This window comes from Mesorhizobium sp. M7A.F.Ca.MR.148.00.0.0 (assembly GCF_003997735.1).
GTDB lineage: Bacteria > Pseudomonadota > Alphaproteobacteria > Rhizobiales > Rhizobiaceae > Mesorhizobium.
Window position 1 is genome coordinate 1 of record NZ_RZTB01000011.1, and the last position, 25,070, is coordinate 25,070.

General features: G+C 62.6%; 23 protein-coding genes. 12 read left to right on the forward strand and 11 right to left on the reverse strand.

Going from position 1 to position 25,070, the window contains the following annotated elements; genetic code table 11:
- Positions 1 to 177: 177 nt before the first annotated feature.
- From EOB49_RS06300 to EOB49_RS06310, 3 genes are all read right to left on the reverse strand, one after another.
- On the reverse strand, positions 178 to 828 hold the full coding sequence (locus EOB49_RS06300; RefSeq protein WP_127380496.1) for a dihydrofolate reductase family protein: 651 nt from the start codon (positions 826 to 828) through the stop codon (positions 178 to 180).
- Positions 829 to 936: 108 nt separating this feature from the next.
- Positions 937 to 1,779, reverse strand: coding sequence for a protein-L-isoaspartate O-methyltransferase (locus tag EOB49_RS06305; protein WP_164781603.1), 843 nt, complete (start codon positions 1,777 to 1,779; stop codon positions 937 to 939).
- Between the two features lie 81 nt (positions 1,780 to 1,860).
- The gene (locus EOB49_RS06310; RefSeq protein ID WP_127380498.1) at positions 1,861 to 3,225 is read right to left on the reverse strand and encodes an Nramp family divalent metal transporter; all 1,365 of its coding nucleotides are present in this window, start codon (positions 3,223 to 3,225) and stop codon (positions 1,861 to 1,863) included.
- A gap of 232 nt (positions 3,226 to 3,457) precedes the next feature.
- Between EOB49_RS06310 and mntR the strand changes: the two genes are divergently transcribed.
- Positions 3,458 to 3,907 carry a manganese-binding transcriptional regulator MntR gene (gene mntR, locus EOB49_RS06315; protein ID WP_127271216.1) on the forward strand — a complete coding sequence of 150 codons (450 nt, stop codon included), beginning with the start codon at positions 3,458 to 3,460 and terminating at the stop codon, positions 3,905 to 3,907.
- Between the two features lie 90 nt (positions 3,908 to 3,997).
- A complete protein-coding gene (locus tag EOB49_RS06320) occupies positions 3,998 to 4,186 on the forward strand; it encodes a hypothetical protein (protein WP_127380499.1) in 189 nt (62 codons plus the stop codon).
- Positions 4,187 to 4,343: 157 nt separating this feature from the next.
- Here EOB49_RS06320 and EOB49_RS06325 read toward each other — a convergent pair whose 3' ends face one another.
- Positions 4,344 to 6,413: a hypothetical protein gene (locus EOB49_RS06325; protein ID WP_245472553.1), complete on the reverse strand. Its 2,070-nt coding sequence runs from the start codon at positions 6,411 to 6,413 to the stop codon at positions 4,344 to 4,346.
- 187 nt (positions 6,414 to 6,600) lie between these two features.
- On the opposite strand from EOB49_RS06325, the gene EOB49_RS06330 reads away from it, so the two are divergent.
- The 3 genes from EOB49_RS06330 (at position 6,601) to EOB49_RS06340 (ending at position 9,845) form a co-directional block, all read left to right on the forward strand.
- On the forward strand, positions 6,601 to 7,506 hold the full coding sequence (locus EOB49_RS06330) for a neutral zinc metallopeptidase (protein WP_127380501.1): 906 nt from the start codon (positions 6,601 to 6,603) through the stop codon (positions 7,504 to 7,506).
- A gap of 156 nt (positions 7,507 to 7,662) precedes the next feature.
- A complete protein-coding gene (locus EOB49_RS06335) occupies positions 7,663 to 8,928 on the forward strand; it encodes a TCR/Tet family MFS transporter (RefSeq protein ID WP_127380502.1) in 1,266 nt (421 codons plus the stop codon).
- The gene (locus EOB49_RS06340) at positions 8,925 to 9,845 is read left to right on the forward strand and encodes an aldo/keto reductase family oxidoreductase (protein WP_127380503.1); all 921 of its coding nucleotides are present in this window, start codon (positions 8,925 to 8,927) and stop codon (positions 9,843 to 9,845) included. The genes EOB49_RS06335 and EOB49_RS06340 overlap by 4 nt, the downstream gene beginning before the upstream one ends.
- A 248-nt stretch (positions 9,846 to 10,093) precedes the next feature.
- Here EOB49_RS06340 and EOB49_RS06345 read toward each other — a convergent pair whose 3' ends face one another.
- Both EOB49_RS06345 and carA read right to left on the reverse strand, forming a co-directional pair.
- Entirely contained in the window at positions 10,094 to 10,285 is a 192-nt protein-coding gene (locus tag EOB49_RS06345; RefSeq protein WP_127326272.1) for a hypothetical protein, read from the reverse strand.
- A 41-nt stretch (positions 10,286 to 10,326) separates the two neighbouring features.
- Complete coding sequence (carA, locus tag EOB49_RS06350; RefSeq protein ID WP_127380504.1) at positions 10,327 to 11,544, reverse strand: glutamine-hydrolyzing carbamoyl-phosphate synthase small subunit; 1,218 nt, start codon at positions 11,542 to 11,544, stop codon at positions 10,327 to 10,329.
- Between the two features lie 276 nt (positions 11,545 to 11,820).
- On the opposite strand from carA, the gene EOB49_RS06355 reads away from it, so the two are divergent.
- Both EOB49_RS06355 and EOB49_RS06360 read left to right on the forward strand, forming a co-directional pair.
- Positions 11,821 to 12,270, forward strand: a complete 450-nt coding sequence (locus EOB49_RS06355; protein ID WP_127380505.1) for a GatB/YqeY domain-containing protein — start codon at positions 11,821 to 11,823, stop codon at positions 12,268 to 12,270.
- A gap of 133 nt (positions 12,271 to 12,403) precedes the next feature.
- Positions 12,404 to 12,718 carry a hypothetical protein gene (locus tag EOB49_RS06360; RefSeq protein ID WP_127380506.1) on the forward strand — a complete coding sequence of 105 codons (315 nt, stop codon included), beginning with the start codon at positions 12,404 to 12,406 and terminating at the stop codon, positions 12,716 to 12,718.
- 45 nt (positions 12,719 to 12,763) lie between these two features.
- Here EOB49_RS06360 and EOB49_RS06365 read toward each other — a convergent pair whose 3' ends face one another.
- Entirely contained in the window at positions 12,764 to 13,738 is a 975-nt protein-coding gene (locus EOB49_RS06365) for a LysR family transcriptional regulator (RefSeq protein WP_127380507.1), read from the reverse strand.
- Positions 13,739 to 13,839: 101 nt separating this feature from the next.
- On the opposite strand from EOB49_RS06365, the gene pcaD reads away from it, so the two are divergent.
- From pcaD to EOB49_RS06380, 3 genes are all read left to right on the forward strand, one after another.
- Positions 13,840 to 14,631, forward strand: coding sequence for a 3-oxoadipate enol-lactonase (gene pcaD, locus EOB49_RS06370; RefSeq protein ID WP_127380508.1), 792 nt, complete (start codon positions 13,840 to 13,842; stop codon positions 14,629 to 14,631).
- A 277-nt stretch (positions 14,632 to 14,908) separates the two neighbouring features.
- Positions 14,909 to 15,154 (forward strand): hypothetical protein, encoded by a 246-nt coding sequence (locus EOB49_RS06375; RefSeq protein ID WP_127380509.1) that lies wholly within the window; start codon positions 14,909 to 14,911, stop codon positions 15,152 to 15,154.
- A 44-nt stretch (positions 15,155 to 15,198) separates the two neighbouring features.
- Positions 15,199 to 15,414 carry a hypothetical protein gene (locus EOB49_RS06380; RefSeq protein ID WP_127326277.1) on the forward strand — a complete coding sequence of 72 codons (216 nt, stop codon included), beginning with the start codon at positions 15,199 to 15,201 and terminating at the stop codon, positions 15,412 to 15,414.
- A gap of 155 nt (positions 15,415 to 15,569) precedes the next feature.
- On the opposite strand, the gene EOB49_RS06385 is transcribed toward EOB49_RS06380, so the two are convergent.
- From EOB49_RS06385 to EOB49_RS06395, 3 genes are all read right to left on the reverse strand, one after another.
- The gene (locus EOB49_RS06385; protein ID WP_127380510.1) at positions 15,570 to 17,390 is read right to left on the reverse strand and encodes a DUF190 domain-containing protein; all 1,821 of its coding nucleotides are present in this window, start codon (positions 17,388 to 17,390) and stop codon (positions 15,570 to 15,572) included.
- A gap of 479 nt (positions 17,391 to 17,869) precedes the next feature.
- Positions 17,870 to 18,787, reverse strand: a complete 918-nt coding sequence (locus EOB49_RS06390; RefSeq protein WP_127380511.1) for an NADP-dependent oxidoreductase — start codon at positions 18,785 to 18,787, stop codon at positions 17,870 to 17,872.
- A 501-nt stretch (positions 18,788 to 19,288) separates the two neighbouring features.
- Complete coding sequence (locus tag EOB49_RS06395) at positions 19,289 to 20,266, reverse strand: hypothetical protein (protein ID WP_127380512.1); 978 nt, start codon at positions 20,264 to 20,266, stop codon at positions 19,289 to 19,291.
- Positions 20,267 to 20,849: 583 nt separating this feature from the next.
- Between EOB49_RS06395 and EOB49_RS06400 the strand changes: the two genes are divergently transcribed.
- The gene (locus EOB49_RS06400) at positions 20,850 to 21,563 is read left to right on the forward strand and encodes a DNA helicase (RefSeq protein WP_127380513.1); all 714 of its coding nucleotides are present in this window, start codon (positions 20,850 to 20,852) and stop codon (positions 21,561 to 21,563) included.
- A gap of 19 nt (positions 21,564 to 21,582) precedes the next feature.
- On the opposite strand, the gene EOB49_RS06405 is transcribed toward EOB49_RS06400, so the two are convergent.
- Positions 21,583 to 22,536, reverse strand: coding sequence for a hydrogen peroxide-inducible genes activator (locus tag EOB49_RS06405; RefSeq protein WP_127380514.1), 954 nt, complete (start codon positions 22,534 to 22,536; stop codon positions 21,583 to 21,585).
- 263 nt (positions 22,537 to 22,799) lie between these two features.
- On the opposite strand from EOB49_RS06405, the gene katG reads away from it, so the two are divergent.
- Positions 22,800 to 24,995, forward strand: a complete 2,196-nt coding sequence (gene katG, locus EOB49_RS06410) for a catalase/peroxidase HPI (RefSeq protein ID WP_127380515.1) — start codon at positions 22,800 to 22,802, stop codon at positions 24,993 to 24,995.
- Positions 24,996 to 25,070: the final 75 nt, after the last annotated feature.

The window sequence follows — 25,070 nt, forward strand, 5'->3', positions numbered from 1 at the left end:
ACTCCGTCGCTGCTTCGCAGCGCCACCTCTCCCCCCTCCGGAGGGAGAGGAAGGGAGCCAACCTTTCTAAAGCTCGCGCCTTTCCTCTACCCCGTCGATCGGGGGAGAGGTGGCTCGGCGAAGCCGAGACGGAGTGGGGGTCGATCTTTCATCGTGGGGCGAGGAACCCAGGTCCTGCTACTTCCAATTCTTGCGTCGCTCGAGCTCGGCGTCGGATGCTTCTCCTGTGACAAACGAGCCGACCTTGATCTCGCCTGATCGTTCGTAGGTCGCCATGATGACGCCTGTGCTGGTTGCCTGCGACTTGATGAGCTTGAAGGCGGCCGGCATCGCGCTGTCGCCGAACAGCCGCTTGCCCTTGCCCAGCAACAGCGGGAAGATCATCAGCCGAATTTCGTCGATCAGCCCGTTGGCGAGCAAGGTCTGGATCAGATCGCCAGATCCCTGGATGAGCAGGTCAGGTCCATCCTCCTGCTTGAGGCGGCGCAACGTCGCGACGATATCGGGTCCGAGCGCTTGCGTGTTCTGCCAGGTGAGGGTGTCAGGCCGATGCGTCGCCACATATTTGGTCGCGGGGTTGAAGGCATCCGCGATCGGATCCTTCTGATACGGCCAGTAGGCGGCGAAGATGTCGTAGGTTCTGCGGCCGAGCAGCAGGGCGAAAGGCTTGGAGAACAGTTCATCCATCGCCGCGCCCCCCGCCTCGTCGAAGTAATGGAAGGTCCAGCCGCCGAACTTGAAGCCGCCGACCGGATCCTCTTGCGGGCCGCCGGGCGCCTGCATGACGCCGTCGAGGCTGACGAATGTCGCAGAGATGATCTTTCTCATTCCAATGCTCCCGCTCTTCGGTCCACGCCGTCGTGGCCGGACTTCAGCCCAAGGACGGGCGACGAGCCACCGGTCCGACAGGACATATGAAATTTTGGCAAACCACCATCATTTGCGAGGCCCGGGATGGAGATCTTCCGACGAGAACCAGACATCGCCCGATATGGCGGTGGCGGTGTCGTCCGGCGCCCTGTCCTGCACCAGCCAGATCGAGCGGCTGCGCGCGGCCTGCTCGCGCGTCGGGATCCTCGACGCTGAGTCTGCGAGCGAGGCGCCGACGCAGGGAATGAACCACGACCGCATGAACGGATCGCAGGCGAAGCCTTTTTCGGTGCGGATCACCATCACCGCCAGCGGGACGCGCTCGGCCGGGCGCCAAGGGAAGATCATGCGGCCGCCGGGCCGCAGCGCCTTCAGCCACCCTGCTGGTGGCGCTGCGACGCCAGCATTGACGTAGATGATGTCGGATGGCGGCAGGGGCGTCGTCACCGCATCGCCATGGACGACCGTTGCATTGCCATATGCTTCGAGATTTTTGCGCGCCAGATCGGCCAGTTTTTCGTCGAGTTCGAAGCCGGTGACGGTGCCGCCTGGTAAAACCAGCCTGGCCAGCACGGCGGTGTAGTAGCCGGTGCCGGCGCCGATATGAGTGACGGCCTCGCCAGGTTTAGCCGCAAGCTTTCCGATCCACATGGCATGCAGGAAGGGCTCGCCATTGTTGATGCCCTTGTCGTCGTCGAGCGTCACCAGCACGTTCTGGTAGACATGGGCCGGGTCGGCGCTCGGCGTCGTGACCTTGCCGTTGCCGGCGATGACCGTCCACGGACCGGGACCGAGAAACGCTTCGCGCGGCACCTCGGCGAAAGCCGCTTCCAGGCGTGGGTCGGGCGAGCCGGCATGGGCGACCAGCAGCCGCGCGTAGAATTTCCTGATGTCTTCGATCCGGGCCATGCTGGGGGACAACATAGCGCGGATTGCCGATTTGTCGCGAGACTACCCTTTGCGCACGGTAGTCGATTTTAGAAGCGGAGCTTAGCCGATGCCGAACATGGTGTCGTAGAGCAGCTTGAAGTTGAGCCCCAGGATGACCGCGGCGACTACCCAGGCAAGGGCGGCGACGCCGCGCGGAATGGCGAGATTGCCCATCTTCTTCTTGTCGGAGACGAACTGCACCAGCGGGACGACCGCGAAGGGCAACTGCATCGACAGGATCACCTGGCTGAACACCAGTAACTGGCCGGTGCCCTTTTCGCCATAGAGCGCGGTGACGACCACCACCGGGATGATGGCGAGGCCGCGCGTCAAGAGCCGGCGTGCCCAGTTGGGGATGCGCAGGCGCAGGAAACCCTCCATGACGATCTGGCCGGCAAGCGTTGCGGTCACCGTCGAGTTCAGGCCGGAAGCCAGCAGCGCCACCGCGAACAGGATCGAGGCGATGCCAAGGCCGAGCAGCGGCGACAACAGCTCGAAAGCCTGGCCGATCTCGGCAACATCCTGATGGCCGGTGTTGTGGAAGGCGACCGCCGACACGATCAGGATCGCGGCATTGACGAACAAAGCCAGCATCAGGGCGATGGTCGAGTCCGTCGTTGCCCATTTGATGGCGTCGCGCTTGCCCTTTTCGGTGCGTTCATAGGCGCGGGTCTGCACGATTGAGGAGTGCAGATAGAGATTGTGCGGCATGACGGTGGCGCCGATGATGCCGATGGCGATGTAGAGCATCTCCGGGTTGGTGACGATCTGCGACGACGGCACGAACATGGCATGCAGGATCGAGCCGGCCGGCGGGGCGGCGACAAAGATCTGGATGGCGAAGCAGCTGAAGATGATGATCAGCAGCGTGACGACGAAAGCTTCGAGATAGCGGAAGCCCTTGTTCATCAGCAGCAGCACGAGGAAGGCGTCGAGCGCCGTCAGCATGGCGCCGCCGATAAGCGGAATGCCGAACAGAAGTTGCAGCGCGATCGCGGTGCCGATGACTTCGGCCAGGTCGCAGGCGATGATGGCCAGTTCGCAGGCAATCCACAGCACGAAGTTGACTGGACGGGGATAGTAGGCGCGGCAGGCCTGGGCGAGGTCGCGGCCGGTGGCGATGCCGAGTCGTGCCGCCAGCGCCTGCAAAAGGATCGCCATCAGGTTGGACAGCATGATGATGAACAGCAGCGTGTAGCCGAACTGCGCGCCGCCGGCGAGGTCGGTCGCCCAGTTGCCCGGATCCATATAGCCGACCGAGACCATGTAGCCGGGACCCATGAAGGCGAACAGGCGGCGGAACCAGACCCCCGAACTCGGAACGGCGATCGACGCGTTGACCTCGCGCAGGCTGGGCTCCTCGTCCTCGTCGGGCCTGGCGAACCGCCATGAGGAACGGGAGGCTGTGGCTTCGACTTCGGACATGGGGGAGGGCTTTCCGGGAGACTGGGCGATGTTCCCTAAAGCTATGCCATGGCTCAACATTATGCAATATGCTATATTTCATTGTCGGTGCTTTTTATTCTGCTGGCGGTATCGGGCGAACTCGCAATCGGAAGTCCGGTTGCACCTGTTGCGGAATGCAAATAAACGGCCTGAAGAATCAGAGCCCGTGCTATGAAAGCATGGATGGCAATAGTCCTGGGAGGAGCGCGTATTGGCGCTGAAGAACAGACCGGTCCCGCGCGAGCCGCTGCTCGACGCCGAAATTCATTCGGAGGGCTTCCGGCAGCAGCGCGAAGCGCGCCGCAGCGCGCTGGTCGAGGATTATGTCGAGCTGATCGCCGACCTGATCGAAGACGGCAACGAGGCGCGCCAGGTGGACATCGCCGCACGCCTGGGCGTCGCCCAGCCGACAGTGGCCAAGATGCTGACCAGGCTGTGCGCCGACGGCCTGGTGTCGAGAAAGCCCTATCGCGGCGTGTTCCTGACCGATGCCGGCCGCAAGGTCGCGGAGCAAAGCCGCATCCGCCATCAGACGGTGGAAGCCTTTTTGCGCTCGCTTGGTGTCAGCGCCGAGACGGCGCGCATCGACGCCGAAGGCATCGAGCACCATGTCAGCGCCGAGACGCTGGAAGCTTTCCGCAAGGCGATGACGGCGCGCTGAGCCGCCAGATTTCCGGCGCTGCCGGAACCGTGGCACGCCGGGCACGTTGCTCCCGACAGCGCGCGTTTTGTCGCGCGAACGGAGGAAGCGATGGGCATCGAACAAGCACCGACCGCAAAGGGCAAGCAGGCGGCCGCGGGACTGAAACAGGCGGCGGCGAGGGAGGAGCGCAAGACCGAGGCGGAAACCGGCCGTCCGCTTAAAAAGGGCGCGGCGCGTTTCGAGGAACGGTCGAAGAGCTCTGACGGCAAGAGCGCCGGCGCCAAACAGGAAGATTAGGCGTCTGACGTGATTGGCTGCAGGCCAAGGCCGCTGTTGGACGTGGTTTACGTCCTTTCTTGCGGCAGTGTCTATCGCCCTCCGCTATGGCTGCGGGCGTTCGAGCCTTTTGAAAGGTCCAGTGGACCTTTCAATTTGCCTGCGGCAAACCGTTCCCTCACTCCCTGACATCCTGCACCCAGCTGCGCGGGTGGCCGTCGACGCGGAACTGGAAGATGAAATAGGGTGGGATGCAGGTGCCTTTGCCGGCTTTTGCTTGCGCCAGATCATCATAGCCTGCCGTGCAGATATAGTCCTCGCGGCAGGGATGCGCCTTGTCGCAGGCGCGCAGGCCGGCGGTCTTGGTGAATTCCTTCGTGCAGAATTTGTGGTCCTTGCCCGACGCGATACAGTCGTTGAAGCCGGTCTTGGCCAGACGCCCGCACGTCGCCTCGTCGGGAAGCTTGTCGCAGCTCGCCTTGCGCAGCATGCCACCGGGAAAGCCGCCGGTCTTCTGCTGCGGATTGTCGTAGCGCTGGCGCGCCGCGCCATAGCCGGCGAGCTTGACCGGCGGCTTCTTGTCCCGCGCCGGGTCGATGGCGCAGGCCTTGGCGGTGGTCGGCGAGATGCGGCAATATTGGTCGTTGCCCCAGCTCGACATCTTGATCTCGCCGAACTCGACGGGATCACCGACCGCGGTGCCGGCCTCGCTGACGCAGGTGCCGAAGCCCGGATGGATGGCGCTTTCGTGGACGCCTGCGCAGCGCAGGCCCGCACCGCAGTTCCAGTCCTTGAAACTTGCATCCTCGCCGCGATAGCAGATCGAGCCCCAGCCATTGTAGAGGTCGGTGCCTTTCAGCGCCTCGGCATATCTGGCGTCCGGACGGGCGGCGAAGCCGCGCGTAAAGTCCGGGTGACTGCCGGCGGCGAACTGCTCGACGATGGCGCGGCGGCGCGGCAGGTCGGCGAAGAACACGGCCGAGCCCGGCACGAAGACGGCGTTGCGGCGCGGCTCGCTGGCCGGATCGGCGCCGGTGTAATGAAAGCCGGCAATGCCGCGCGTCTGATGGCAGCCGGTGCAGCTCATCTCGTTGAGCCGCAATTTGAAGCCGGCCGCCGACTTGATGGTGGCGAGCGTGTTGCCTTTGGCGACGTAGTCCTTCAGCGCCTTGTCGATGTCGGCGTCGTCGACCAGCCCGTAGACGATGTTGTTCTGCGACCGGCTGAGGCCGCCGGGTGCGACGGAGACGGCGCTCCTGGCCAGGAATTTTTCATCGATGACCAGCCGGCCATGGTCGAGGTCGTAGATGTTGCGGTCGGTGAGCAGCCATTTGGCGAAAGACGGCTTGTCGGCCAGCACGGTGGCGCGGTCGATCTGGTTTTCCATCTTCGCTTCATAGAAGCTGGACGTCGCCGGATCCCATTTGAAGATCTTCAGGAGGTATTCGGCATGGCCGCCGAAATCGCGCCGCGTCGAGGCCGACAGCCTGAGCACCTGCATGTTGAGTTCGAGCCGCATGATCTGCGACGAATTGAGCATGGCGCCCGAGAGCGGCCCCTCGTCGGAGCGCAGCCAGGCGGCAAGCTGGTCGGGTGGCAGGTCTTTCTTTCCGGCTGCCAGCCAGCGCTGGGCAACATCGGCGCAGGACACGTCGGTGGCGCTTGGCAGGTCCTTGGAGGCGCGCGCTTGTGCCTGCCTGGGTTTGGCGTTGAACACCAGGCTCATGGTCAACGGCAGCCGCGAGGAAATGCGCTGGCCTGCCTTTCCCTTGACCGGCTTTTCAGCAATCGAATAGTGGAAGCGGTAGATCAGCCGGATCTCGCCGCATTCTGTGTGCCCGAGATAGCCGCGGTCCATGCGGTTGACGACGCCGGTGAGATCCAGCGTCGAGCCGTCGTCGTCGATGTATTTCGGGTTGAATTTCTGGCTGGTGTCCTTCGATCCGGCCATGTCGGCGACATAGGGGTCCGGACTGGTCTTCGGCTCGTCGGCGATCTGCTGCTTGACCGTGTCGCGCACTGTCGCCAAAGCCGGCACCGAAAACAGGCCGCGATTGTCGACCTCGCGGGTCAGGCCGAGCGCTGGCCCCAGCAGGCGGCTGATCGACAGTCCGCCACGCTCCAGTGCCTGCAAGGTGGCGGGGTCGGTGACGGCAACGCTGGAATCGAGCGTCACCGCGCCGGCTACCGGCGTGCCGAGGCAAAACAACGCCGCAATCAGCGACAGGAACGAACCGATCGTCTTCAAGCCCAATACATCCCCCATCCACGAGCAATGCTACAGGCCTTGCGCACTCTCGGCCAGAGCGGTGAGGCCGTCATGCCAGAACCGCCGCGGTCTGGAAAAATACTGTGACTTGGAGCAACCATTGAGATAGTTGTTTGTTGGGTTGAGCCCCGCAACAACGGGGAAGTTTGCAGCGCGAGGAGTTGCCATGCTCTGGAGAGGCCGTCGTCAGAGTGACAATATCGAGGACGACCGCAGCGGCGGTGGCGGGCTCGGCGGCGGCGGTGGCCAGTTCCGCATTCCGATCGGCGGCCGCACCGGTGGCGGCGGCAGCATCTTCCTTGTCATCCTGGTGGTGCTGGCCGGATGGTATTTCGGCTTCGATCCGTCGACGATCCTGGGTGGCGGCGGCGGCGGACTGGCGCCGGGCGGCGGCGGCCAGATTACCGAGGACAGCGGCTCTGCTACGCCCGCCAATGATGAGATGAAGCAGTTCGTGGCGACCGTGCTGGCCGAGACCGAGGACACGTGGACCGGCATCTTCAAATCGCAGGGGCTGACATATGAGGACCCGAAGCTGGTGCTGTTCAGCGGCCAGATCCGTTCGGCCTGCGGCTCGGCATCGTCGGCCGCCGGGCCGTTCTATTGTCCGGGCGACCACAAGGTCTATCTCGATACAACTTTCTTCCAGCAACTTGACCAGCAGTTCGGCGCCTCTGGCGACTTCGCCCAAGCCTATGTGATCGCGCACGAGGTAGGCCACCACGTGCAGAACTTGACGGGCATTATGTCCAAGTTCAACCAGATGCGGCAAGGCATGGACCAGGCGGAGGCCAACCAGATGTCGGTGCGCATCGAGCTGCAAGCCGACTGCTTCGCCGGGGTGTGGGCGCATTTCACCGGGCAGAAGGGCATCTTGGAGCAGGGCGATTTCGAAGAGGCGCTCAATGCTGCCCAAAAGATCGGCGACGACACGCTGCAGAAGAAGACGCAGGGCTATGTCGTACCGGAAAGCTTCAACCACGGCACCTCGCAGCAGCGGCAGACCTGGCTGGCGCGTGGTTACAAGAGCGGCAAGCTGTCGGATTGCAACACGCTGAGTGGGCCGATCTGACCAGACCGTTTTCAAGCTTCACCTGCCGGCGATGTTGTCGTCAGGGGGTGTCAGGATGACCAGATTCGGCCTGTTCCCGCATTGTTCCTTGCCGCGAGCTCGCCTATAAGCTGCGTCCGCCTGCGCCTGAGGGCGAGCAGAGGAGCTTGACCCAGCATGATCGATCCCAAAACCGCCAGACGGGGCCTTGCGCTCGTCTTCACCACGCTGCTGCTCGACATTATCGGCTTCGGCATGATCATGCCGGTGCTGCCGGCCTATCTCAAGGAATTGACCGGGGTCAGCATCAGTGGCGCGGCGATCGAAGGCGGCTGGCTGTTCTTCGTCTATGCGGCGATGCAGTTCGTCTTCGCGCCGATCATGGGCGGCTTGAGCGACCGGTTCGGGCGGCGGCCGATCTTGCTCGCATCGGTGCTGACCTTCTCCATCGACAATCTGATCTGCGCGGTCGCCTGGTCCTACCCGATGCTGTTCATCGGGCGTGTGCTGGCCGGCATTTCAGGCGCCAGCTATTCGACGACTTCAGCCTTCATCGCGGATATCTCGAACGATGAGAACCGGGCAAAGAATTTCGGCCTGCTCGGTATCGCGTTTGGCGTCGGCTTCGTCATCGGGCCGGTTCTGGGCGGGCTGCTCGGCACGTTCGGGCCGCGCGTGCCATTCTATTTCGCCGCCGGGCTCGCCTTCGTGAATTTCCTCATTGCGTTGTTTTTCCTCCCGGAAACGCTCGATGACAAGCATCGCCGCCGCTTCGAGTGGAAACGCGCCAACCCGGTCGGCACGCTGCTGCAGATGCGCCAATATCAAGGCATCGGCTGGATCGGGCTTGTCTTCTTCCTGATGACGCTCGGACACATGATGTATCCGGCGGTCTGGTCGTTCGTCTCCAGCTACCGCTATGGCTGGAGCGAGCAGCAGATCGGCTTCTCGCTCGGCGCCTTCGGCCTGTGCGGTGCGATCGTCATGGCGACGGTTCTGCCGCGAGTGATCCCGAGGCTTGGCGAGTGGAAGACGGCGGTCATCGGCCTGACATTCACGGCAGCCAGCGCTTTCGGCTATGCCTTCGCGTCGCAAGGCTGGATGATCTATGCGGTGATCGTCGTCGGCTGTCTGGAAGCGCTGGCCGATCCGCCGCTGAGGAGCCTCGCCGCCGCCAAGGTGCCGCCTTCGGCGCAGGGCGAGTTGCAGGGCGCGATGACCTCGATCTTCTCGATCACCTCGATCATCACGCCGCTGCTCTATACGGCGATCTTTTCCTGGTTCACCGGGCCAAGCGCGTCGGCGACCTTCGGCGGTGCGCCCTATCTGGTCGGCGCATGTTTTCTGACGCTGGCGGTCATCGTCTTCGTCACCAAGGTGGCGAGGCCCGCGGCGCGCGCAAATGTCTCCGTCGGCGTCGCCGAAGATGGAGCGCAGGTGTGAGCCATGACAGCCGCATTGCGCTGACTCGGGACGGACTGTCGCTGTCGCGGTTGGTCTTCGGCGCCTCGCGTCTGCTCGACAGCGCCGACCGCCCGGATGCCGATCAGGTCGCACGGCTGATCGGCACCGCCGTCGATCTCGGACTGACCAGCTTTGATCATGCCGACATCTATGGGCACTATGAGGTTGAAGCGGCCTTCGGCGCCGGGCTGGCGCGCTGGAAAGGCAAGCGCGACAGCATCGAACTGATCTCGAAATGCGACATCATGAAGAAATCGCCAAACCGGCCGGACAACCGGCTGAAGCACTACGATACCAGCGCCACTCATATCGCGGCCTCGGTCGACCGCTCGCTCGCCAATCTCGGCACCGACTATCTCGACCTGTTGCTGCTGCATCGGCCGGACCCGTTGATGGATGCCGATGAGACGGCGACGGCACTGGCCGGCCTGGTCAAAGCCGGTAAGGTGAGGGCGGTCGGCGTCTCCAATTTCACGCCGTCGCAGTTCGATCTGCTGGCCTCGCGAATGCCGTTCGCGCTCGCCACCAACCAGATCGAGATGTCGGTGCTGAAGACATCAGCGCTGACCGATGGCAGCCTCGACCACGCGCAGCGCCTTGCCTATGCGCCGATGATCTGGTCGCCGCTCGGGGGCGGCTCGCTGTTCACCGGCAAGGAGGGGCGCGAGGCGCGGGTGCGGGCAGCGCTTGCCGAGGTGGCAGCGGAAATCGGTGCCGGCGATCTTGCCGCAGTCGCCATCGCCTGGCTACTGCGCCATCCGGCCCGATTGGTGCCGGTGCTGGGTTCGATGAAGCCGGAACGGCTGGCCGCCATGGTCAAGGCGCTCGATATCGTGCTCGACCGCCAGAAATGGTTCGCCGTCCTGGAAGCCAGTGAAGGCCGGCCGGTGGCGTAAGGGTGGCGCTCGTGCTGCTTGGAGGTCTGCCGGTGGCACTATCCATCATTCGCTTTAGCGGACTGTTGTTCCATGGATATTGGCCGCGCCCCCAAGCATCGTCATCCTCGGGTCTGCGCTGCGTCGCTACGCTCCTTGCTCCGCCCGTGGATGACGATGGGAGGCAAGTCTCAGCCAAATGTCGAAGTCACGCGATTTGCCTTCGAATGATCAAAGCTTCTTCGTCGAGGATTTAGTGCTCAATTCATTTACTCGGAATGCCGAATATTGATCTGCGCCAGTTCGGCGAGCGTGAGCCGGCCCTGCAAGATATCCATGGTCACGTCAGCGGGCAGTGTTTTTTCGATTTTCAGCTGAGCCTTGCGTTCATCGTAGATCGCCACATCTGCGGCGTCTTCAAGGGCTTCTTCAGCGGCATGTAGGTTCGTATTTTTGCGCATGTCTTTGCCCCAAAACTGTGCCGCGCCGTCGCGGCGGTCCGCTAAGCCCGCTCGGCCAGCAATTCCTCGCCGCGCTTTTCGCGGATCAAATTGACGAAGCGACGGAACAGATAGTGCGAATCCTGCGGGCCGGGCGAAGCTTCCGGGTGATGCTGGACCGAGAACACCGGCCGGCCGGTCAGCGTGATGCCGCAGTTCGAACCATCGAACAGCGAGACGTGGGTTTCCTCGACGCCTGATGGCAGCGAGTCGGCATCGACGGCAAAGCCGTGGTTCATCGAGACGATCTCGACCTTGCCGGTGGTGTGATCCTTGACCGGATGGTTGGCGCCGTGATGGCCCTGGTGCATCTTGGCGGTCTTGCCGCCCAGCGCCAGTGCCAGCATCTGGTGGCCGAGGCAGATGCCGAACACCGGGATGTCGGTCTTCAACAGATCCCGAATGACCGGCACGGCATAGTCACCGGTGGCTTCCGGGTCGCCGGGGCCATTGGAGAGAAAAATGCCGTCCGGCTGCATGGCAAGGATTTCTTCGGCGCCGGTCTTGGCCGGCACCACCGTGACCTTGGCGCCGAGGCCGGCGAGCAGGCGCAATATGTTGCGTTTGACGCCATAATCGATGGCGACGACGTGCATTGTCGGTTCGGTCTGTTCGCCAAAGCCTTCGTTCCACACCCAGGGCGTCTCGCGCCAGACCGAGGACTGGCCCGAGGTGACATCCTTGGCGAGGTCGAGCCCGATCAGGCCCGACCATGCGGCAGCGCGCCGCTTCAGATCGTCGAGATCGAACACGCCGTCGGGCGCGTGTGCGATCACGGCGTTGGGCATGCCCTTTTCGCGGATCAGTGCTGTCAGCGCGCGCGTGTCGATGCCCGACAGGGCGACGATGCCGCGCTTCTTCAGCCATTGGTCGAGACCGGTGCCGGCGCGATAGTTGGAAGGGTTGGTGACATCGGCCTTGAACACGGCGCCGACGGCGCCGGCGCGGGCGGCGGGATTGAGGTCCTCGATATCCTCGTCATTGGTGCCGATGTTGCCGATATGCGGGAAGGTGAAGGTGACGATCTGGCCGGCATAGGACGGGTCTGTGAGGATTTCCTGGTAGCCGGTCAGCGCCGTGTTGAAGCAGACTTCGGCGACGGCGGAGCCGGTGGCACCGAGACCGCGACCTTCGATGACGGTGCCGTCGGCCAGCACCAGAAGGGCGGTCGGCTTTTCAGTGGCCCATGCGGGGGTCAAGGCGGGCGTCATCTCGGCCATGCGGCACTCCTATCAGGCCGCGCGCTGCAACCGCCCCGGGAGGCCATCTGCGCGGCAAACGGCGCGAAGCGGCGATTTCGCGGCTCCCACGCAGTCAAATTTCCGTTCATGCAAGGCCCAGTACATAGGGGAAGGGGGCAGGACGGTCAATGATCATGCGAAATGCCGCCATGTTTTATTTCACCTAGCAAAATCAGTGGCTTGCCCCGGCATATCAGGGTTTGCCTTGGCTTGCGCCTGGCGCTATTGTCCGCGCCGATCGAAGGAGAATGCACCATGCGCGGCAAAATCGCCGAATCCCTGAAGAGCGCGATGAAGGCGCAGGACAAGCACCGGCTGCCGACATTGCGGCTGATCCAGGCGGCTATTCACGACCGCGACATCGCCAATCGCGGTTCGGGCAAGGAGCCGGCCAGCGACGAGGAGATCCTGCAGATCCTGGCCAAGATGGTGAAGCAGCGCGAGGAATCGGCCAAAGCCTTCGACGACGGCAAACGGCCCGAACTCGCCGCGCAGGAGCGTGGCGAGATGGAGATCATCCGCACCTTCCTGCCGACGCAGTTGGACGATGCGGCGGTGACGGCTGCGGCGCGCGAGGCGATCGCCGCGACCGGTGCGGCCAGCCAGAAGGACATGGGCAAGGTGATTGCCGTACTGAAGCAGAAATATGCCGGCCAGATGGATTTCGGCAAGGCGAGCGGCATCGTCAAGGGCCTGCTGCAGTAGGGTGCTGCTCATCTCGTCGCTTGGGTGGCCGACCGGGCGCTCCCGGAACCCAGATCCGTCCAGAATCGAAGTCCAGGAGTTGGAACTCGGATACCGCTGAGATGTTTATCCGTCATGCAACTGGAGAGATGTCATGACTGAGAACGAAACCCGCTATGAAACCGGTGCGACGAAATATCCGGCAAAGACCGATGCCGACGCTTCCGATGAATTCTCCCAGGATGCGGCCGCCAACAAGAAGCCCGCAGGCGGAATGGGGCTCACCCGCAGGAAGGATGAAGTAGAAGACCGCACCCGCCAGTCGGAGGGACAAAACCCGCCAAGGCAAGTCACGCCGAGCGCCGCAACCGAAAAGACGTCCGGGGCCGGCCCCGCTATCGCGGAGCGTTCAAAGGACGCCAAGGCTCCGAAGAGCGGCCGCCAGCCCGGAGCGTATGTCAAGAAGTGATCGCTGGACGGGACCCGAGAGGACCTGGCATTGCACGGCCGGTCATCAGCGACCGGTTTCCACTTGCGCCTTTCGCGACAGGTTGGTCGGTATCTGTCCGGCGGGCCTGCTCGGCTCCAATGCGCGGCGCAATGCCGGCGCTTCCTGCTGGATATGATCCCACAGCCGGTTGGCGATCGGCCCATGCGGCCGGTCGCGGCGCCGCGCCACCACCAGTTCGTCGGTGCGGCCCGGCAGATGGCGGCCGGCAATGGATTGCAGGCGCCCGTCATGCAGTTCTTCCTCGATCAGGAAGCGGGGCAGGTGGCCCCAGCCAAGGCCCTGCAGGATGATCTCCTTCTTCATGCCCTGGTCGGCGACGAGGCATTGCGGCGCGCCTTCGATCAGCGAATAGTTTTGTTGTGGCGAATGGCGGGCGCTGTCGCGCATGACGCATTGGGTGAGTGCCTGCATCTGGTCCAGAGTGATCGGCTGCTCGATACGCTCGGGCAGAAAGCCCGGCGCCACCACGGGAATGAAGGACACCTTGCAGAGATCGACCCATTCCACCCGCGCATCGCCCTTGTCGACCCAGTGCAGGATCAGATCGGCTTCGTCATCGAATAGACGCTCCCATGGGCCGCCCACCGCTTCAAAATGCAGATGCAGGCGCGTGCCGGGGCACTGTGCGAAGAACCGCCCGAGCATGCCCAGCACATGCGGGCGCGGGCACAGGTCGCCTATCACCACGTGGATCTCGCTTTCCTCACCCATCGCCAACTGGGCGGCATGGACGCGCAAACCGTCCAACTCGCGCAGCAGCGATAGCGTTCGGCGGTGGAACGAAAGCCCGGCCTCGGTCGGACGCACGCGATAGCCGCTGCGGTCCAAAAGGATGAGGCCGAGCTGTCGTTCCAGCTTGGCGACGGCGGCGAACACCGCCGGGTGCGAGCGATACAGCATGGCCGCCGCAGGTTGAAAACCGCCGGTGCGGACCACTGCATCGAAGCATTGCAGGTCGTGCAAGGTGAATTCGGCCATGTCAGTTTTTATTACAGAGATCGTCCTATCTTTGTAATATCAACAAAATCGCTTCACGGCTAGGCTCTGTCTCGTTCAACGTTCCAGAAGGAATCTTCATCATGAATGAGCTGAATTTCGTCACAACGGGCGACGGCACGCGCATCGCCTACCGCTTCGATGGCGAGGCAAGCAAGCCGGTGCTGGTGCTGTCGAATTCCATCGGCACCACGCTGCACATGTGGGACAGGCAGATCGGCGAATTGTCGAAGCATTTCCGTGTCTTGCGCTACGATTTTCGCGGCCATGGCGGATCGAGCGTTCCCGTCGGCGCCTACTCGCTCGACCGGCTTGGCCGCGACGTCATCGAGCTGCTCGACGCGCTCGACCTGCAACGCGTACATTTCCTTGGCCTGTCGCTCGGCGGGTTCGTCGCGCAGTGGCTCGGCATCCACGCGCCCGAGCGGATCGACCGGCTGATCCTGAGCAACACCTCGTCCCATCTCTCGCCGGCAAGCTATTTCGACGAGCGGATTGCCGCGGTGCGGCAGGCGCCGGACATGTCGGAAACCGCCGAGACGTTCCTGAGCAACTGGTTCCCCACGTCGATGGTTGCCGCCAACGAGCCGGTGGTCGAAGAGTTTCGCATCATGCTGCTGGCTATCGACCGGCAAGGTCTGGCGGGCCTGTTCGCGGCGGTTCGCGACGCCGATCTTCGCCGCACCGTAGCACTGATATCGCGGCCGACGCTGGTGATCGCCGGTCGGCACGACACGGTGACAGCAGCCAGCCACGGCGAGATGATTGCCGCGGCGGTGCCCGGCGCGAAGCTGATAGTGCTGCCCGCGGTCCATCTGTCGAACATCGAATATCCGGCAGAGTTCATCCAGGCTGTGGTCGATTTCCTGCGCTGAGCTGGAGCGCGACGGAAAGGCGTCCGGCACCAGTCCGGCGGTCGCCGAAACGTTCAAAGGACGTATTGGTTCAGAAGGCGGGGCGGCGGCCTCGGTCAACGTGAGCGCCTCGGTGAACCGAGCCATCCGGCGAAAAGCTTATTCAACGCCTTCGGAACGATCCCGTCACCTTGCCATTATCAGCACGAGAGCCGGCTCGGACAGGCAAACGCCGTGACCCGACCTTAGAGGCGGCCGATGACTTTCGAGCGCCAACACGAACACGCCGGAGGAAGCGATGACTGGACGCAAAACCCATGACCAACAAATTCGCATCATTGAAGAGCGGGAAAACACAAGGAATGCCGGCAAGGATTTCGATTCAGAGGCGGATCTGAAACGATCAGCGGCGGAACGCGAAGCGCTGCGCAAGGGATCGGACATGAGGACCGACACGCCTGACCTCGTCGATCCGGACGACCGCAACATCCTTCGCGGTAAAAATCAGGAAAGCGTCCATCACAAAAACCGTCCTGACGACTAGATGAGCACCGATCCTGGAACATTTGTCATAGATTGGAGGCAGCCATGGCACGCGGGAGCAAGAAACACATCGGAGCAGGTTCGCAGGGAAAGGGTTCTGGCACAGGCGCCATGACCGTAACGCCAAAAGACAAGCTTGAAGAAAACAAGGTTCTGTCCAATCGCGACAAGGCACAGCATTCCAAAGAACGCGGTTTGGACTCCAGGCAGATCGCGACCGAGCAGCACCAGGATCATGCCGCCAACCGTTTGCGAGACTGACGCCCTCGGCGCGCCAGCCTCGGCAAGGTTGCTCGCAAAGCCGTCGGATTCGTTGCCGTCGCTATTTTCGGGCCAGAGCGCCTGGATTTCCTTCGGCAGCGCACGACGCGATCCCAGCGCCGACGAAGACGACCGAGTAGATCATTCCGGTCTCTTCAAAGTGTAGCCTTCATCAGCGCCTCTTGGGCGGCGATCTCGTGGCCGAGAACATCCCAGTGCTCGATGTGTTTGTAGACGATCACCTTGTTCCTCAGGAGCGCCCCATGGGTGCAGCAGAAATCTTCGAGTTGCTCACGGTCCGCGATCAGTTCGACGCACATGGTCAGATCGGGATTGGGAATCTCCACGCCCTCCTGCTGAAGCTTCCCATGGTTCGAGTATCCGAAATGAGTGCTATGCGCGACGGCATTCATGATACCGGCGGCCTTGGCCTGCATGACCAACTCCCTGTAGAGGGGCTTGCCACTGCCGAACCAAGCAGCCTTGCCGACTGCTTTCTCGCGCGGCTTCATGTAGATGCGGACCATCCCAACTTCGCGGGAGGTGAGCTTGTGGCTGGTCATGACGGTAGGCCTTTCCTGAAAGTTTGCGGTTGTCCGGAGGGAGCGCAGCCGTGCACGGCTAATGAGGTCGCCCATGGCTTGGGCGTTCATGTCGCGCATGTGGCGAACGGAAATATCCGGCGGAATGTCATTGGCGGCGACCGTCTTCGGCACGCCGACCCGTTGGGAGAGATAGATGCTGGAATGGCCGCTACAGAGATAGGCAACGAAGCAGGCGACCGCCAGATAGACGGCGTGTGTGGCCCCGAACAGTTCGATGCCCATGATCATGCAGGCGAGCGGTGTATTGGTTGCGCCAGCGAAAACCGCCACGAATCCAAGAGCTGCGAACAGGTCTGGCGGTGCACCGAGGACGCCTGCAACCGCACTGCCGAGGGCCGCGCCGATGAAGAACAGAGGCGTGACCTCACCGCCCTTGGAGCCTGCGCTCAGGGTGACGATGGTGAAAAGCCCTTTCCAGGCCCAGCTCCAGTAGTCGATATGATCCGGACGGAAGAAGCCAAGGAGCGTCGCGTCATCAGGATTGGGGGACCAGACGCCCAGGCCGAGATACTCCCGTGTACCAAGGAGGTAGACGAGACCAATCAGCATGGCACTCGCCAGCACGGGCCGTAGCGGAGCGTAGGGCAGGATTGTCTTGTAGAGTGAAGACGCTTGATGAGAGAGTTCTGCAAAGACGTGTGCGGCCAGCCCAAAGGCGACGCCAGCGATCACCACCTTGAGCATCAGAAAAGCGTCAAGATGGAAGCCGATCCCTTTGCCGACACCGCCGAGATAGGTGATCGAGTAGTGGACGTGGCCGATGCTCCAGGCATGGCAGGTCCAATCGGCAACGACCGCCGCGAGCAGGGCTGGCAGCAGCGCTTCATATTGCATCCGGCCGATGGTGAGAACCTCCAGGGCGAAGACCGCTCCCGCGATCGGCGTGCCGAACACCGCCCCGAAGCCCGCCGCAATACCTGCCATCAGGAGGATGCGGACGTCGGCAGGAGGCAGCTTGAATACCTTGCCACATGCGCTTGCCAGGCTGCCACCAAGTTGGACGGCCGTACCCTCTCGTCCGGCCGAGCCGCCGACAAGATGCGTCATGACAGTGCTCACCAGGATGAATGGAGCCATGCGGAACGGCACGCCGCCGCCCGGTTCATGGATTTGATCGACAATGAGATTGTTGCCGCCTTCGGCGGACTTCCCGAAGCTGCCATAGGCCCAGACCATGGCAAAACCCGCCACCGGCATGCAGAAGATCAGCCAGGGAAACGCGAAGCGAAGCTCTGTCGCCCTGTCGAGGCTCCAGAGAAATAGTGCAATCAGCGATCCCACCGCGACCGCCATGGGGACAACGGTCATGATCCACTTTGTGAGACTGCGGATTTGCTGAAAACGGAGGCCGAAAATCGATGCCGGCGTCATGCGTGCGACGCTCCGTCGAGGACGGCACCCTGATTGGGAGAACACAGAAAGTGAATTCCAGGCACGACTCTACTCCTTCGCGTGGCTCGCGTTGAGTAGGAGTCATCAGCTTCATCGGGGAAGCGGTACGGCGTAATGCCCGGCAGAATCCATTACCGTGTGGACGTGGATAAGTCATGCTTGGCAAGGCTGTCAACTGCAATCACGACCGTCACCGTGAGATGGCACAACGCTTACGCATCATCGCTCCTCATTGAATTCATGTCTGGTTTCGAAACGATGCTTGGGGACAATCGTTTCGCTATCTGTCGCTAAAATTGGCTTGGCGGCCCGTGATCCGGCTCTGCTTCCGGAATCCACGGAACGCTCTTGGTTGCGCTGCCGGCATGATGGTCAAGACTGTCATTGGCTCGACAGTCGCGACGGCGACGCGCGGATCGGATAACCCGTTCCAGAGGGACGGCAGAAGCACCAACTCGCTAGGCGGAAACCTCAAGCACGATCTTGCCACGCACATGCTCATTTTCCAGCCGTTCTTCCGCTTTGGCGACCTCTCCAAGAGGGTAGGTGGCTTGCACGAAGGGGGCGACCTTGCCGGCCTCGATGAGGCGGCCGATCTCGGCAAGATGCGCCGCATTCGGTTCGGCCAGATAGGAGACGCCACGCGCCCGGCGCAAGTTTGCCTTTTCCTGCGACGGTTCGGAAAGAGTGGAAACGAGCGTCCCGCCTGGCTTGAGCACCTCCCAGGAGCGGTCCTGCGTGTCGCCCGCGACAAGGTCGAACACCAGATCGACCGCATCGACGACCTCTTCGAAACGCTGGTTCTTGTAGTCGACCGTCTGATCGGCTCCGAGCTCACGCACGAAAACCGCGTCCTCGGCGGAAACGGTTGTCGCGACGAACGCGCCCGCCGCCTTGGCGAATTGGATCGCCAGATGGCCGACGCCGCCGGCGCCGCCATGGATGAGAACCCGTTGCCCGGATTTGAGGCCGCCATGGTCGAAAAGGCCCTGCCATGCAGTGATGCCGGCAAGCGGCACCGCCGCGGCTTCGACATGGCTGAGACGATCCGGTTTCGCAGCCGCCTCCGTCGCCTTGACCACGACAAATTCGGCATTGCCGCCCCGGTCATGACCAAGCATCGCAAATAACGGGTCGCCCTTCTTCAACGTATGCGCCCGCGTGCCGCATATTTCCACCGTGCCGGACACGTCGCGCCCGAGCGTGACCGGCAGGGTTTCGCTCGTCGAACTTTCGCGGATCTTGTAGTCGATCGGATTGACGCTCGCGGCGCGAACCCTGAGCACAACCTCGTCGTCAAGCGGTTGAGGCAAGGGGACTTGATCGATCGAAACAACCTCAGGTCCGCCAAAAGCATGGATGCGGGCTGCTTTCATGTCGGCATATCTCCTGTTGTTTGGCTGTCGGCGACGGTGTCTGCTGGGCTGTCGTCAGCGGCTGTGCAGCCCAGGTTGCGGAGGCAGGCACACCGGTTTCCCAGCGGGCCACCGCCGCTGCAAGGTCGCCACTCCTGCTAGGCCGTAGACTGCGTCGGCGGGTTTTGATTCACATGGCGGCAAGGCTACAACCAGACTTGCTGGCTTTCTAACTGGGTAGCAGGCCGTTGGTTCCAACCACCGCAATCGGCTGAACGTGGTGCCGGAAATTCTCTCCTCGGCCAGAGCATTCAACCAGTCTGATCCATCCGGCCCTTATGCACACAGCTGTTTTGAGTAGCGACGCCGAGGAGAGAGGCGGGGGCCGAAGCTGCTGGCGCGCTGACCTTGGAGATCGGATTGAATCATTGCTGGTGGGTCGCAGGGCCGCCGATCAATGCGGTTCGCACGACGAACATAAAGCAGCACGGTCTTAATCGACGCGGCGGCGCGATGCGGACTTCAAGACGCTTCGCAGATCGGCAGCGGCTGCGGCGGCGGTGCCGGATGATCCTTCCTGTATTGGGCGATGATCGGCTCAAGGGTCTTTCTCGGCCAGAATTTCGGTGTGCCGATTTCCTTCAGGCAGGACGCGTTCCAGTAGGCGCCCGGCTGTGAACGGTCGGCTGCGACCGCGGTGATGTCGCGCGATTCCGGATAGATGTAGAGCGTCGTCGGATTGTCCTTGACCATCGGGATGATCCGCTTGGCATCCGCCGGCGACCAGCTGGTGCAGCCATTGCTGCGACCGCCGGCATAGTCCACCAGCTTGCCGAACGGCACGAAGCCGTCATGGTCGGCGTGCGAACTGTTCGGGTTTTTGCGCAGGCACATGCCGTGCAGCACCTGGGCTGCGTGGCCGCCGATCACCCGCTGCCTGGCGTTCGCGGCTTCGCCTTCGCCGTCGAACTGGATGAAGGTGCGCTGGAAAACCGCGTCCTGCTTCGCGCCGGTGCGGTAGTAGCCCTTGAACGAGGTTTTGGCCTCTCTGGTCATATAGGCGCCGCCGGCCGTCAACGATGAATCCATCGCATTGCCGAAGTTCTTCGCGCACCGTTTGCCGTTTGAAAAATCGACGACGCCTTTCAAATTCCGGCCGCTGCCGTGGCCTGACGAAATCGCGCGAAATGATTGGCTGGCCTCGCAGATGACGTAATAGCGACGGCCGAGCACGCCATTGCCCAGATCGCTGGGGCGTGTCGCATCCATGGCGAAGTAGCAGGGGTTCTTGACAGCGCCTTGCGCGACCTTCTTCCGGTAAAGCGCGCGGGCTCGTTCGAGGACAATCTGTGAGATCTGGCCGTCGCTGTTGCCGACATGAGCCTGCAGCCAGGCCGGCACGTCAGAAGGTGCGGCAAAGGATCGAGCCGACACCGTCACGGCGATGACGGCGACGAAAAAGCTGGCGACGACGCCCAGAGGAACAGATCTCAACCGCACCGGATCAATTCTCCTTGTCGAAGCGAATGGCGATTTCTTGCGGCATTGCCGCGAGAATCGATCATAGATGGCCTCGCATTATCGGGCGAAACACATCTTGTTTAGCGTACCCGCATGAAGAGCCGTAAAGCAGGTCGATGCATGCAACGGCCTACGCCGACATGCTGGCTCCAGGCTTGCGGCGGACGTCTTCGCTTCCTTGAAGCAGGGCAACGAACTCGGGTTGGCGGGTCCCTTCGGAGGCCGTCGGCGCGTTGGCTGACGGAGCATCAAACGAAAACCCGCCTGTGCGGCGGGTCATTGGCGCAAATCAGCACCATGAACAAATATGTACCATAGCTGAGGGCAGGAAGTCAAGAAAAAATTCCTATCGTGAAGAGCCGCGAGTCCGGAGCCTGATCCCTGGAGGTCCGCGATTTTCGATCTGCAGGGATTGAGTTATCATCTGATTCTGGCGCGGCCCACGCCACCTCCCTCCGCCGGGAAAGCATCGTTCATGCAGGGCGCTATCCAATCACTGAACCGACTGTCGAGCGCCAGGCATAAGGAGGGGTTGCGAAAAGGCTCGCACCAGGAGGTTTTCATGAAGCTGTCCGCGCCCATCTACCATCTCAAGCGTCAAGCCAGGCTTTTGTCTCGAGAGGCCAAGATTGCGCTGCACGAAGCGCTTGACCGTGTCGCAGCGCAGGAAGGTTTCACCAGTTGGAGCCTGCTTGTCGCCAAGGCATCCCAGGCAGCGCCTGCCGGCAGACTGTTTGCGCAACTTGCGCCCGGCGATATGGTTCTGGTCGGTGCCCGACCCGGCCACGGCAAGACGCTGATGAGCCTCGAGCTCGCGGTCGAAGCCATGAAATCAGGTCATCGCGGTGTGTTCTTTACGCTCGAATATACGCAAAGGGATGTGCTGGACCGATTTCGCGCCATCGGGGCGGACCCGGTGCAGTTCAACGACCAGTTCACATTCGATAATTCCGACGCCATCAGTGCCGCCTATATCGTCAAGGCATTGGGTGCGGCGCCGCGCGGCACGCTGGTGGTGATCGATTATCTGCAACTGCTCGATCAGAAGCGGGAAAACCCGGACCTGATGGCGCAGGTTCGCACGCTGAAGGCCTTTGCCCGCGACAAAGGATTGATCCTCGTCTTCATCTCGCAGATCGATCGGTCATACGATCCGGCGGAGAAGCCATGTCCCGATATCGGCGATGTGCGGTTGCCGAACGCTCTGGACCTGTCGCTGTTCGACAAGACCTGCTTCCTCAACAAGGGCGAAATCCGGTTCCAGGCGGCAGGCTGACGATCAGGTCAGCCTGCCTTCATTGGGCCGCTGCCGGCAGATTCAGAGGCTGCGCAACCGATGCCGAACTGTGCTGCGCGCGCAATGCTTCGGCCGCCTGGCGAACCACTTCGGATATAAGCAGCAGCTGTTTGGCGATCGGGCTTGTCTTGCGCCAGATCATGCCGATCGTCCGCGACGGTTGGGGGTTGGCGAAGTGGGCGATAGAGACCGCCGCCGAGCGCGTCTCCACCGGCACGGCCATTTCGGGGATCAAGGTGACGCCGACGCCGGCGCCGACCATCTGCACCAGGGTCGACAGCGAGCTGCCGTCCAGCAACTCCCTTGGGCGCACCGAATGCATGTTGCAGAACGACAGCGCCTGGTCGCGAAAACAATGGCCTTCCTCGAGCAGGAGCAGCCGCATCTCGCGCAGCATTTCGCGGTTGGGCACCGGCTTTCCCTCATCCTCGCCGGGTCGGACCAGCACGAAGTTCTCGGCAAACAGCACGATTTCCGTCAGCGACGCTTCCGATACCGGCAAGGCAACGATGGCGGCGTCGAGCCGCCCGTCGGCCAGTTCCTGGATCAGCTTCTGCGTCTGCGTTTCGCGCACGTGGATATCGAGCCCGTCATGCATGCGGGCGAGGTTGCCGATGATGGCAGGCAGAAGGTAGGGTGCGATCGTCGGGATCACCCCGATGCGCAACCGTCCCACCAGCCGGTCGCGCGAGGCGCGGGCCAGATCCGTCAGCTCATCCACCGAGCGCAGGATGTCGCGAACGCGCAAGGCGAATTCCTCGCCGAAATTGGTCAGCCGGACCTGACGTGGCCCTCTTTGGAAAAGCTCCGTGCCAAGCGTTTCCTCCAACTCCCGGATCTGCACCGAGATGGCGGGCTGCGAGATCGCGCAGGCATCGGCGGCACGGCCGAAATGATTGTGCCGCGCCAGTGCCTCGAAATAACGCAACTGCTTCAGCGTCAGGTTTGTCATAATTTCATCTTATCGCTGTAATCAGGAAATCCAACTTAAATTAATCAAGCGGCTTTGCTATAGGAGTCCCAACGAAGATGAGGAGCAGCCGGGACCGCCTGGTGAGGCGCATGCCCGCGGCAACGGGACATCCAACATATTCGGTCGCGTATCGGGCATATGGTCATCGCGCCAGCCATGAAACGGACCGCCTCCAGGGACATCCAACGTCCCTGTTCACGCAGCAGTTGAACAGCTCAACACAGCCACGATCGGAGAAGAACATGGACGCACAGACCGATGATCCCAGCGCCGGCAAATGCCCCGTTGCACACGGATCCTCCAGCAGGAGCAACCGTGACTGGTGGCCCAACCAACTCGATCTTGGCGTTCTCCATCAGCAATCGAACCTTTCGGATCCGATGGGCGAAGAGTTCGACTATGCCGAGGAATTCAAGTCGCTCGATCTCGATGCGGTGATCAAGGACCTGCACCAGGTGATGACGGATTCGCAGGAGTGGTGGCCGGCCGACTTCGGCCATTACGGGCCGCTGTTCATCCGCATGGCCTGGCACAGTGCCGGCACCTACCGCATCGGCGATGGCCGTGGCGGCGCCGGGGCCGGCCAGCAGCGTTTTGCTCCGCTCAACAGCTGGCCGGACAATGCCAATCTCGACAAGGCGCGCCGGCTGCTGTGGCCGGTCAAGCAGAAATATGGCCGCAAGATCTCCTGGGCCGACCTGCTGATCCTCACCGGCAACGTCGCGCTGGAATCGATGGGCTTCAAGACCTTCGGTTTTGCTGGCGGCCGCGCCGACGTCTGGGAACCCGAACAGGACGTCGATTGGGGTTCGGAAACCAAGTGGCTCGACGACAAGCGCTACTCCGGCGACCGCGAACTCCAGGGCCATCTCGGCGCCGTCCAGATGGGACTGATCTACGTCAATCCGGAAGGGCCGAACGGCAAGCCGGATCCGCTGGCCTCGGCACGCGACATCCGCGAGACCTTCGCGCGCATGGCCATGAACGACGAGGAGACCGTGGCGCTGATCGCTGGCGGTCACACCTTCGGCAAGACGCACGGCGCCGGCGATGCCTCGCTGGTGGGCGCGGAGCCTGAAGGCTCGAGCATCGAGGCGCAGGGCCTCGGCTGGTCGAGCAAGCACGCCTCCGGCATTGCAGGCGACGCCATCACCTCGGGCCTCGAGGTGACCTGGACCACGACGCCGACCAAGTGGAGCAACAACTTCTTCGACAATCTGTTCAACTTCGAATGGGAGCTGACCACGAGCCCGGCGGGAGCGCATCAGTGGACGCCGAAGGGCGGCGCCGGTGCCGGGACCGTGCCGGATGCCCACGATCCGTCCAAGCGCCGCGCGCCTGCCATGCTGACGACCGATCTCGCACTGCGGGCCGATCCGGCCTACGAGAAGATCTCGAGGCGCTTCCATGAGCATCCGGACCATTTCGCCGACGCGTTCGCCCGCGCCTGGTACAAGCTGACCCATCGCGACATGGGTCCGGTCGTTCGTTATCTCGGTCCGCTCGTGCCGAAGGAAGAGCTGATCTGGCAGGACCCGATCCCGGCGGTCGACCATGAACTGGTCGGCGAGCAGGACATTGCGTCGCTGAAGGCGAAGATCCTCGCATCGGGCCTTTCGGTCTCCGAATTGGTCTCGACTGCGTGGGCCTCGGCCTCGACGTTCCGCAATTCCGACAAGCGCGGTGGTGCCAACGGGGCACGTATCCGACTGGCACCGCAGAAGGATTGGGACGTCAACCAGCCGGCGGAACTGTCGCCGGTGCTGGCGAAGCTGGAAGCCATCCAGACGGAGTTCAACGCGGCACAGACCGGCGGGAAAAAGATCTCGCTGGCCGACCTTATCGTGCTCGGCGGCGTCGCTGCGGTCGAGAAGGCGGCGAAGGACGGCGGTCACGAGACCAAGGTGCCGTTCACGCCGGGCCGCATGGATGCTTCGCAGGAACAGACGGATGTCCATTCCTTCGCCGCGCTCGAGCCGAAAGTCGACGGCTTCCGCAACTATGTCAGGGGCAGGCAGCCGCTGTCGATCGAGGCCATGCTTGTCGACCGGGCGCAATTGCTGTCGCTGACCGCGCCCGAGATGACGGTTCTGGTCGGCGGTCTGCGTGTGCTCGGCGCCAACACGGCCAAGTCGAAGCACGGCGTGCTCACCGACCGGCCGGGTACGTTGACCAACGACTTCTTCGTCAATCTGCTCAGCATGAACACGGTCTGGGACCCGGCCGCCGGCTCCGACGAAGTCTACGAGGCGCGTGACCGCAAGACCAAGGCGGTCAAGTGGACCGGCACCCGTGCCGACCTGATCTTCGGCTCGCACGCCCAGCTCCGCGCGCTTGCCGAGGTCTACGGGTCGGCGGACGCCAAGGCGAAATTCACCAGGGATTTCGTCGCGGCGTGGACCAAGGTGATGAACGCCGACCGCTTCGACATCGCCTGAGACCGCTAAAGGTGCTCCGGCGCAGCCGCGCCGGAGTGCCAGTCCTCCCAAGGACCCAACGTCCGGGCCGTGTTT

What these genes read in the sequence shown, in the direction of transcription:
- EOB49_RS06300 (WP_127380496.1), bottom strand. Translation starts at nt 828, where the DNA reads ATGAGAAAGATCATCTCTGCGACATTCGTCAGCCTCGACGGCGTCATG.
- EOB49_RS06305 (WP_164781603.1), bottom strand. Translation starts at nt 1,779, where the DNA reads ATGGCCCGGATCGAAGACATCAGGAAATTCTACGCGCGGCTGCTGGTC.
- EOB49_RS06310 (WP_127380498.1), bottom strand. Translation starts at nt 3,225, where the DNA reads ATGTCCGAAGTCGAAGCCACAGCCTCCCGTTCCTCATGGCGGTTCGCC.
- EOB49_RS06320 (WP_127380499.1), top strand. Translation starts at nt 3,998, where the DNA reads ATGGGCATCGAACAAGCACCGACCGCAAAGGGCAAGCAGGCGGCCGCG.
- EOB49_RS06330 (WP_127380501.1), top strand. Translation starts at nt 6,601, where the DNA reads ATGCTCTGGAGAGGCCGTCGTCAGAGTGACAATATCGAGGACGACCGC.
- EOB49_RS06335 (WP_127380502.1), top strand. Translation starts at nt 7,663, where the DNA reads ATGATCGATCCCAAAACCGCCAGACGGGGCCTTGCGCTCGTCTTCACC.
- EOB49_RS06345 (WP_127326272.1), bottom strand. Translation starts at nt 10,285, where the DNA reads ATGCGCAAAAATACGAACCTACATGCCGCTGAAGAAGCCCTTGAAGAC.
- carA (WP_127380504.1), bottom strand. Translation starts at nt 11,544, where the DNA reads ATGGCCGAGATGACGCCCGCCTTGACCCCCGCATGGGCCACTGAAAAG.
- EOB49_RS06355 (WP_127380505.1), top strand. Translation starts at nt 11,821, where the DNA reads ATGCGCGGCAAAATCGCCGAATCCCTGAAGAGCGCGATGAAGGCGCAG.
- EOB49_RS06360 (WP_127380506.1), top strand. Translation starts at nt 12,404, where the DNA reads ATGACTGAGAACGAAACCCGCTATGAAACCGGTGCGACGAAATATCCG.
- EOB49_RS06365 (WP_127380507.1), bottom strand. Translation starts at nt 13,738, where the DNA reads ATGGCCGAATTCACCTTGCACGACCTGCAATGCTTCGATGCAGTGGTC.
- pcaD (WP_127380508.1), top strand. Translation starts at nt 13,840, where the DNA reads ATGAATGAGCTGAATTTCGTCACAACGGGCGACGGCACGCGCATCGCC.
- EOB49_RS06375 (WP_127380509.1), top strand. Translation starts at nt 14,909, where the DNA reads ATGACTGGACGCAAAACCCATGACCAACAAATTCGCATCATTGAAGAG.
- EOB49_RS06380 (WP_127326277.1), top strand. Translation starts at nt 15,199, where the DNA reads ATGGCACGCGGGAGCAAGAAACACATCGGAGCAGGTTCGCAGGGAAAG.
- EOB49_RS06385 (WP_127380510.1), bottom strand. Translation starts at nt 17,390, where the DNA reads ATGACGCCGGCATCGATTTTCGGCCTCCGTTTTCAGCAAATCCGCAGT.
- EOB49_RS06390 (WP_127380511.1), bottom strand. Translation starts at nt 18,787, where the DNA reads ATGAAAGCAGCCCGCATCCATGCTTTTGGCGGACCTGAGGTTGTTTCG.
- EOB49_RS06400 (WP_127380513.1), top strand. Translation starts at nt 20,850, where the DNA reads ATGAAGCTGTCCGCGCCCATCTACCATCTCAAGCGTCAAGCCAGGCTT.
- EOB49_RS06405 (WP_127380514.1), bottom strand. Translation starts at nt 22,536, where the DNA reads ATGACAAACCTGACGCTGAAGCAGTTGCGTTATTTCGAGGCACTGGCG.
- katG (WP_127380515.1), top strand. Translation starts at nt 22,800, where the DNA reads ATGGACGCACAGACCGATGATCCCAGCGCCGGCAAATGCCCCGTTGCA.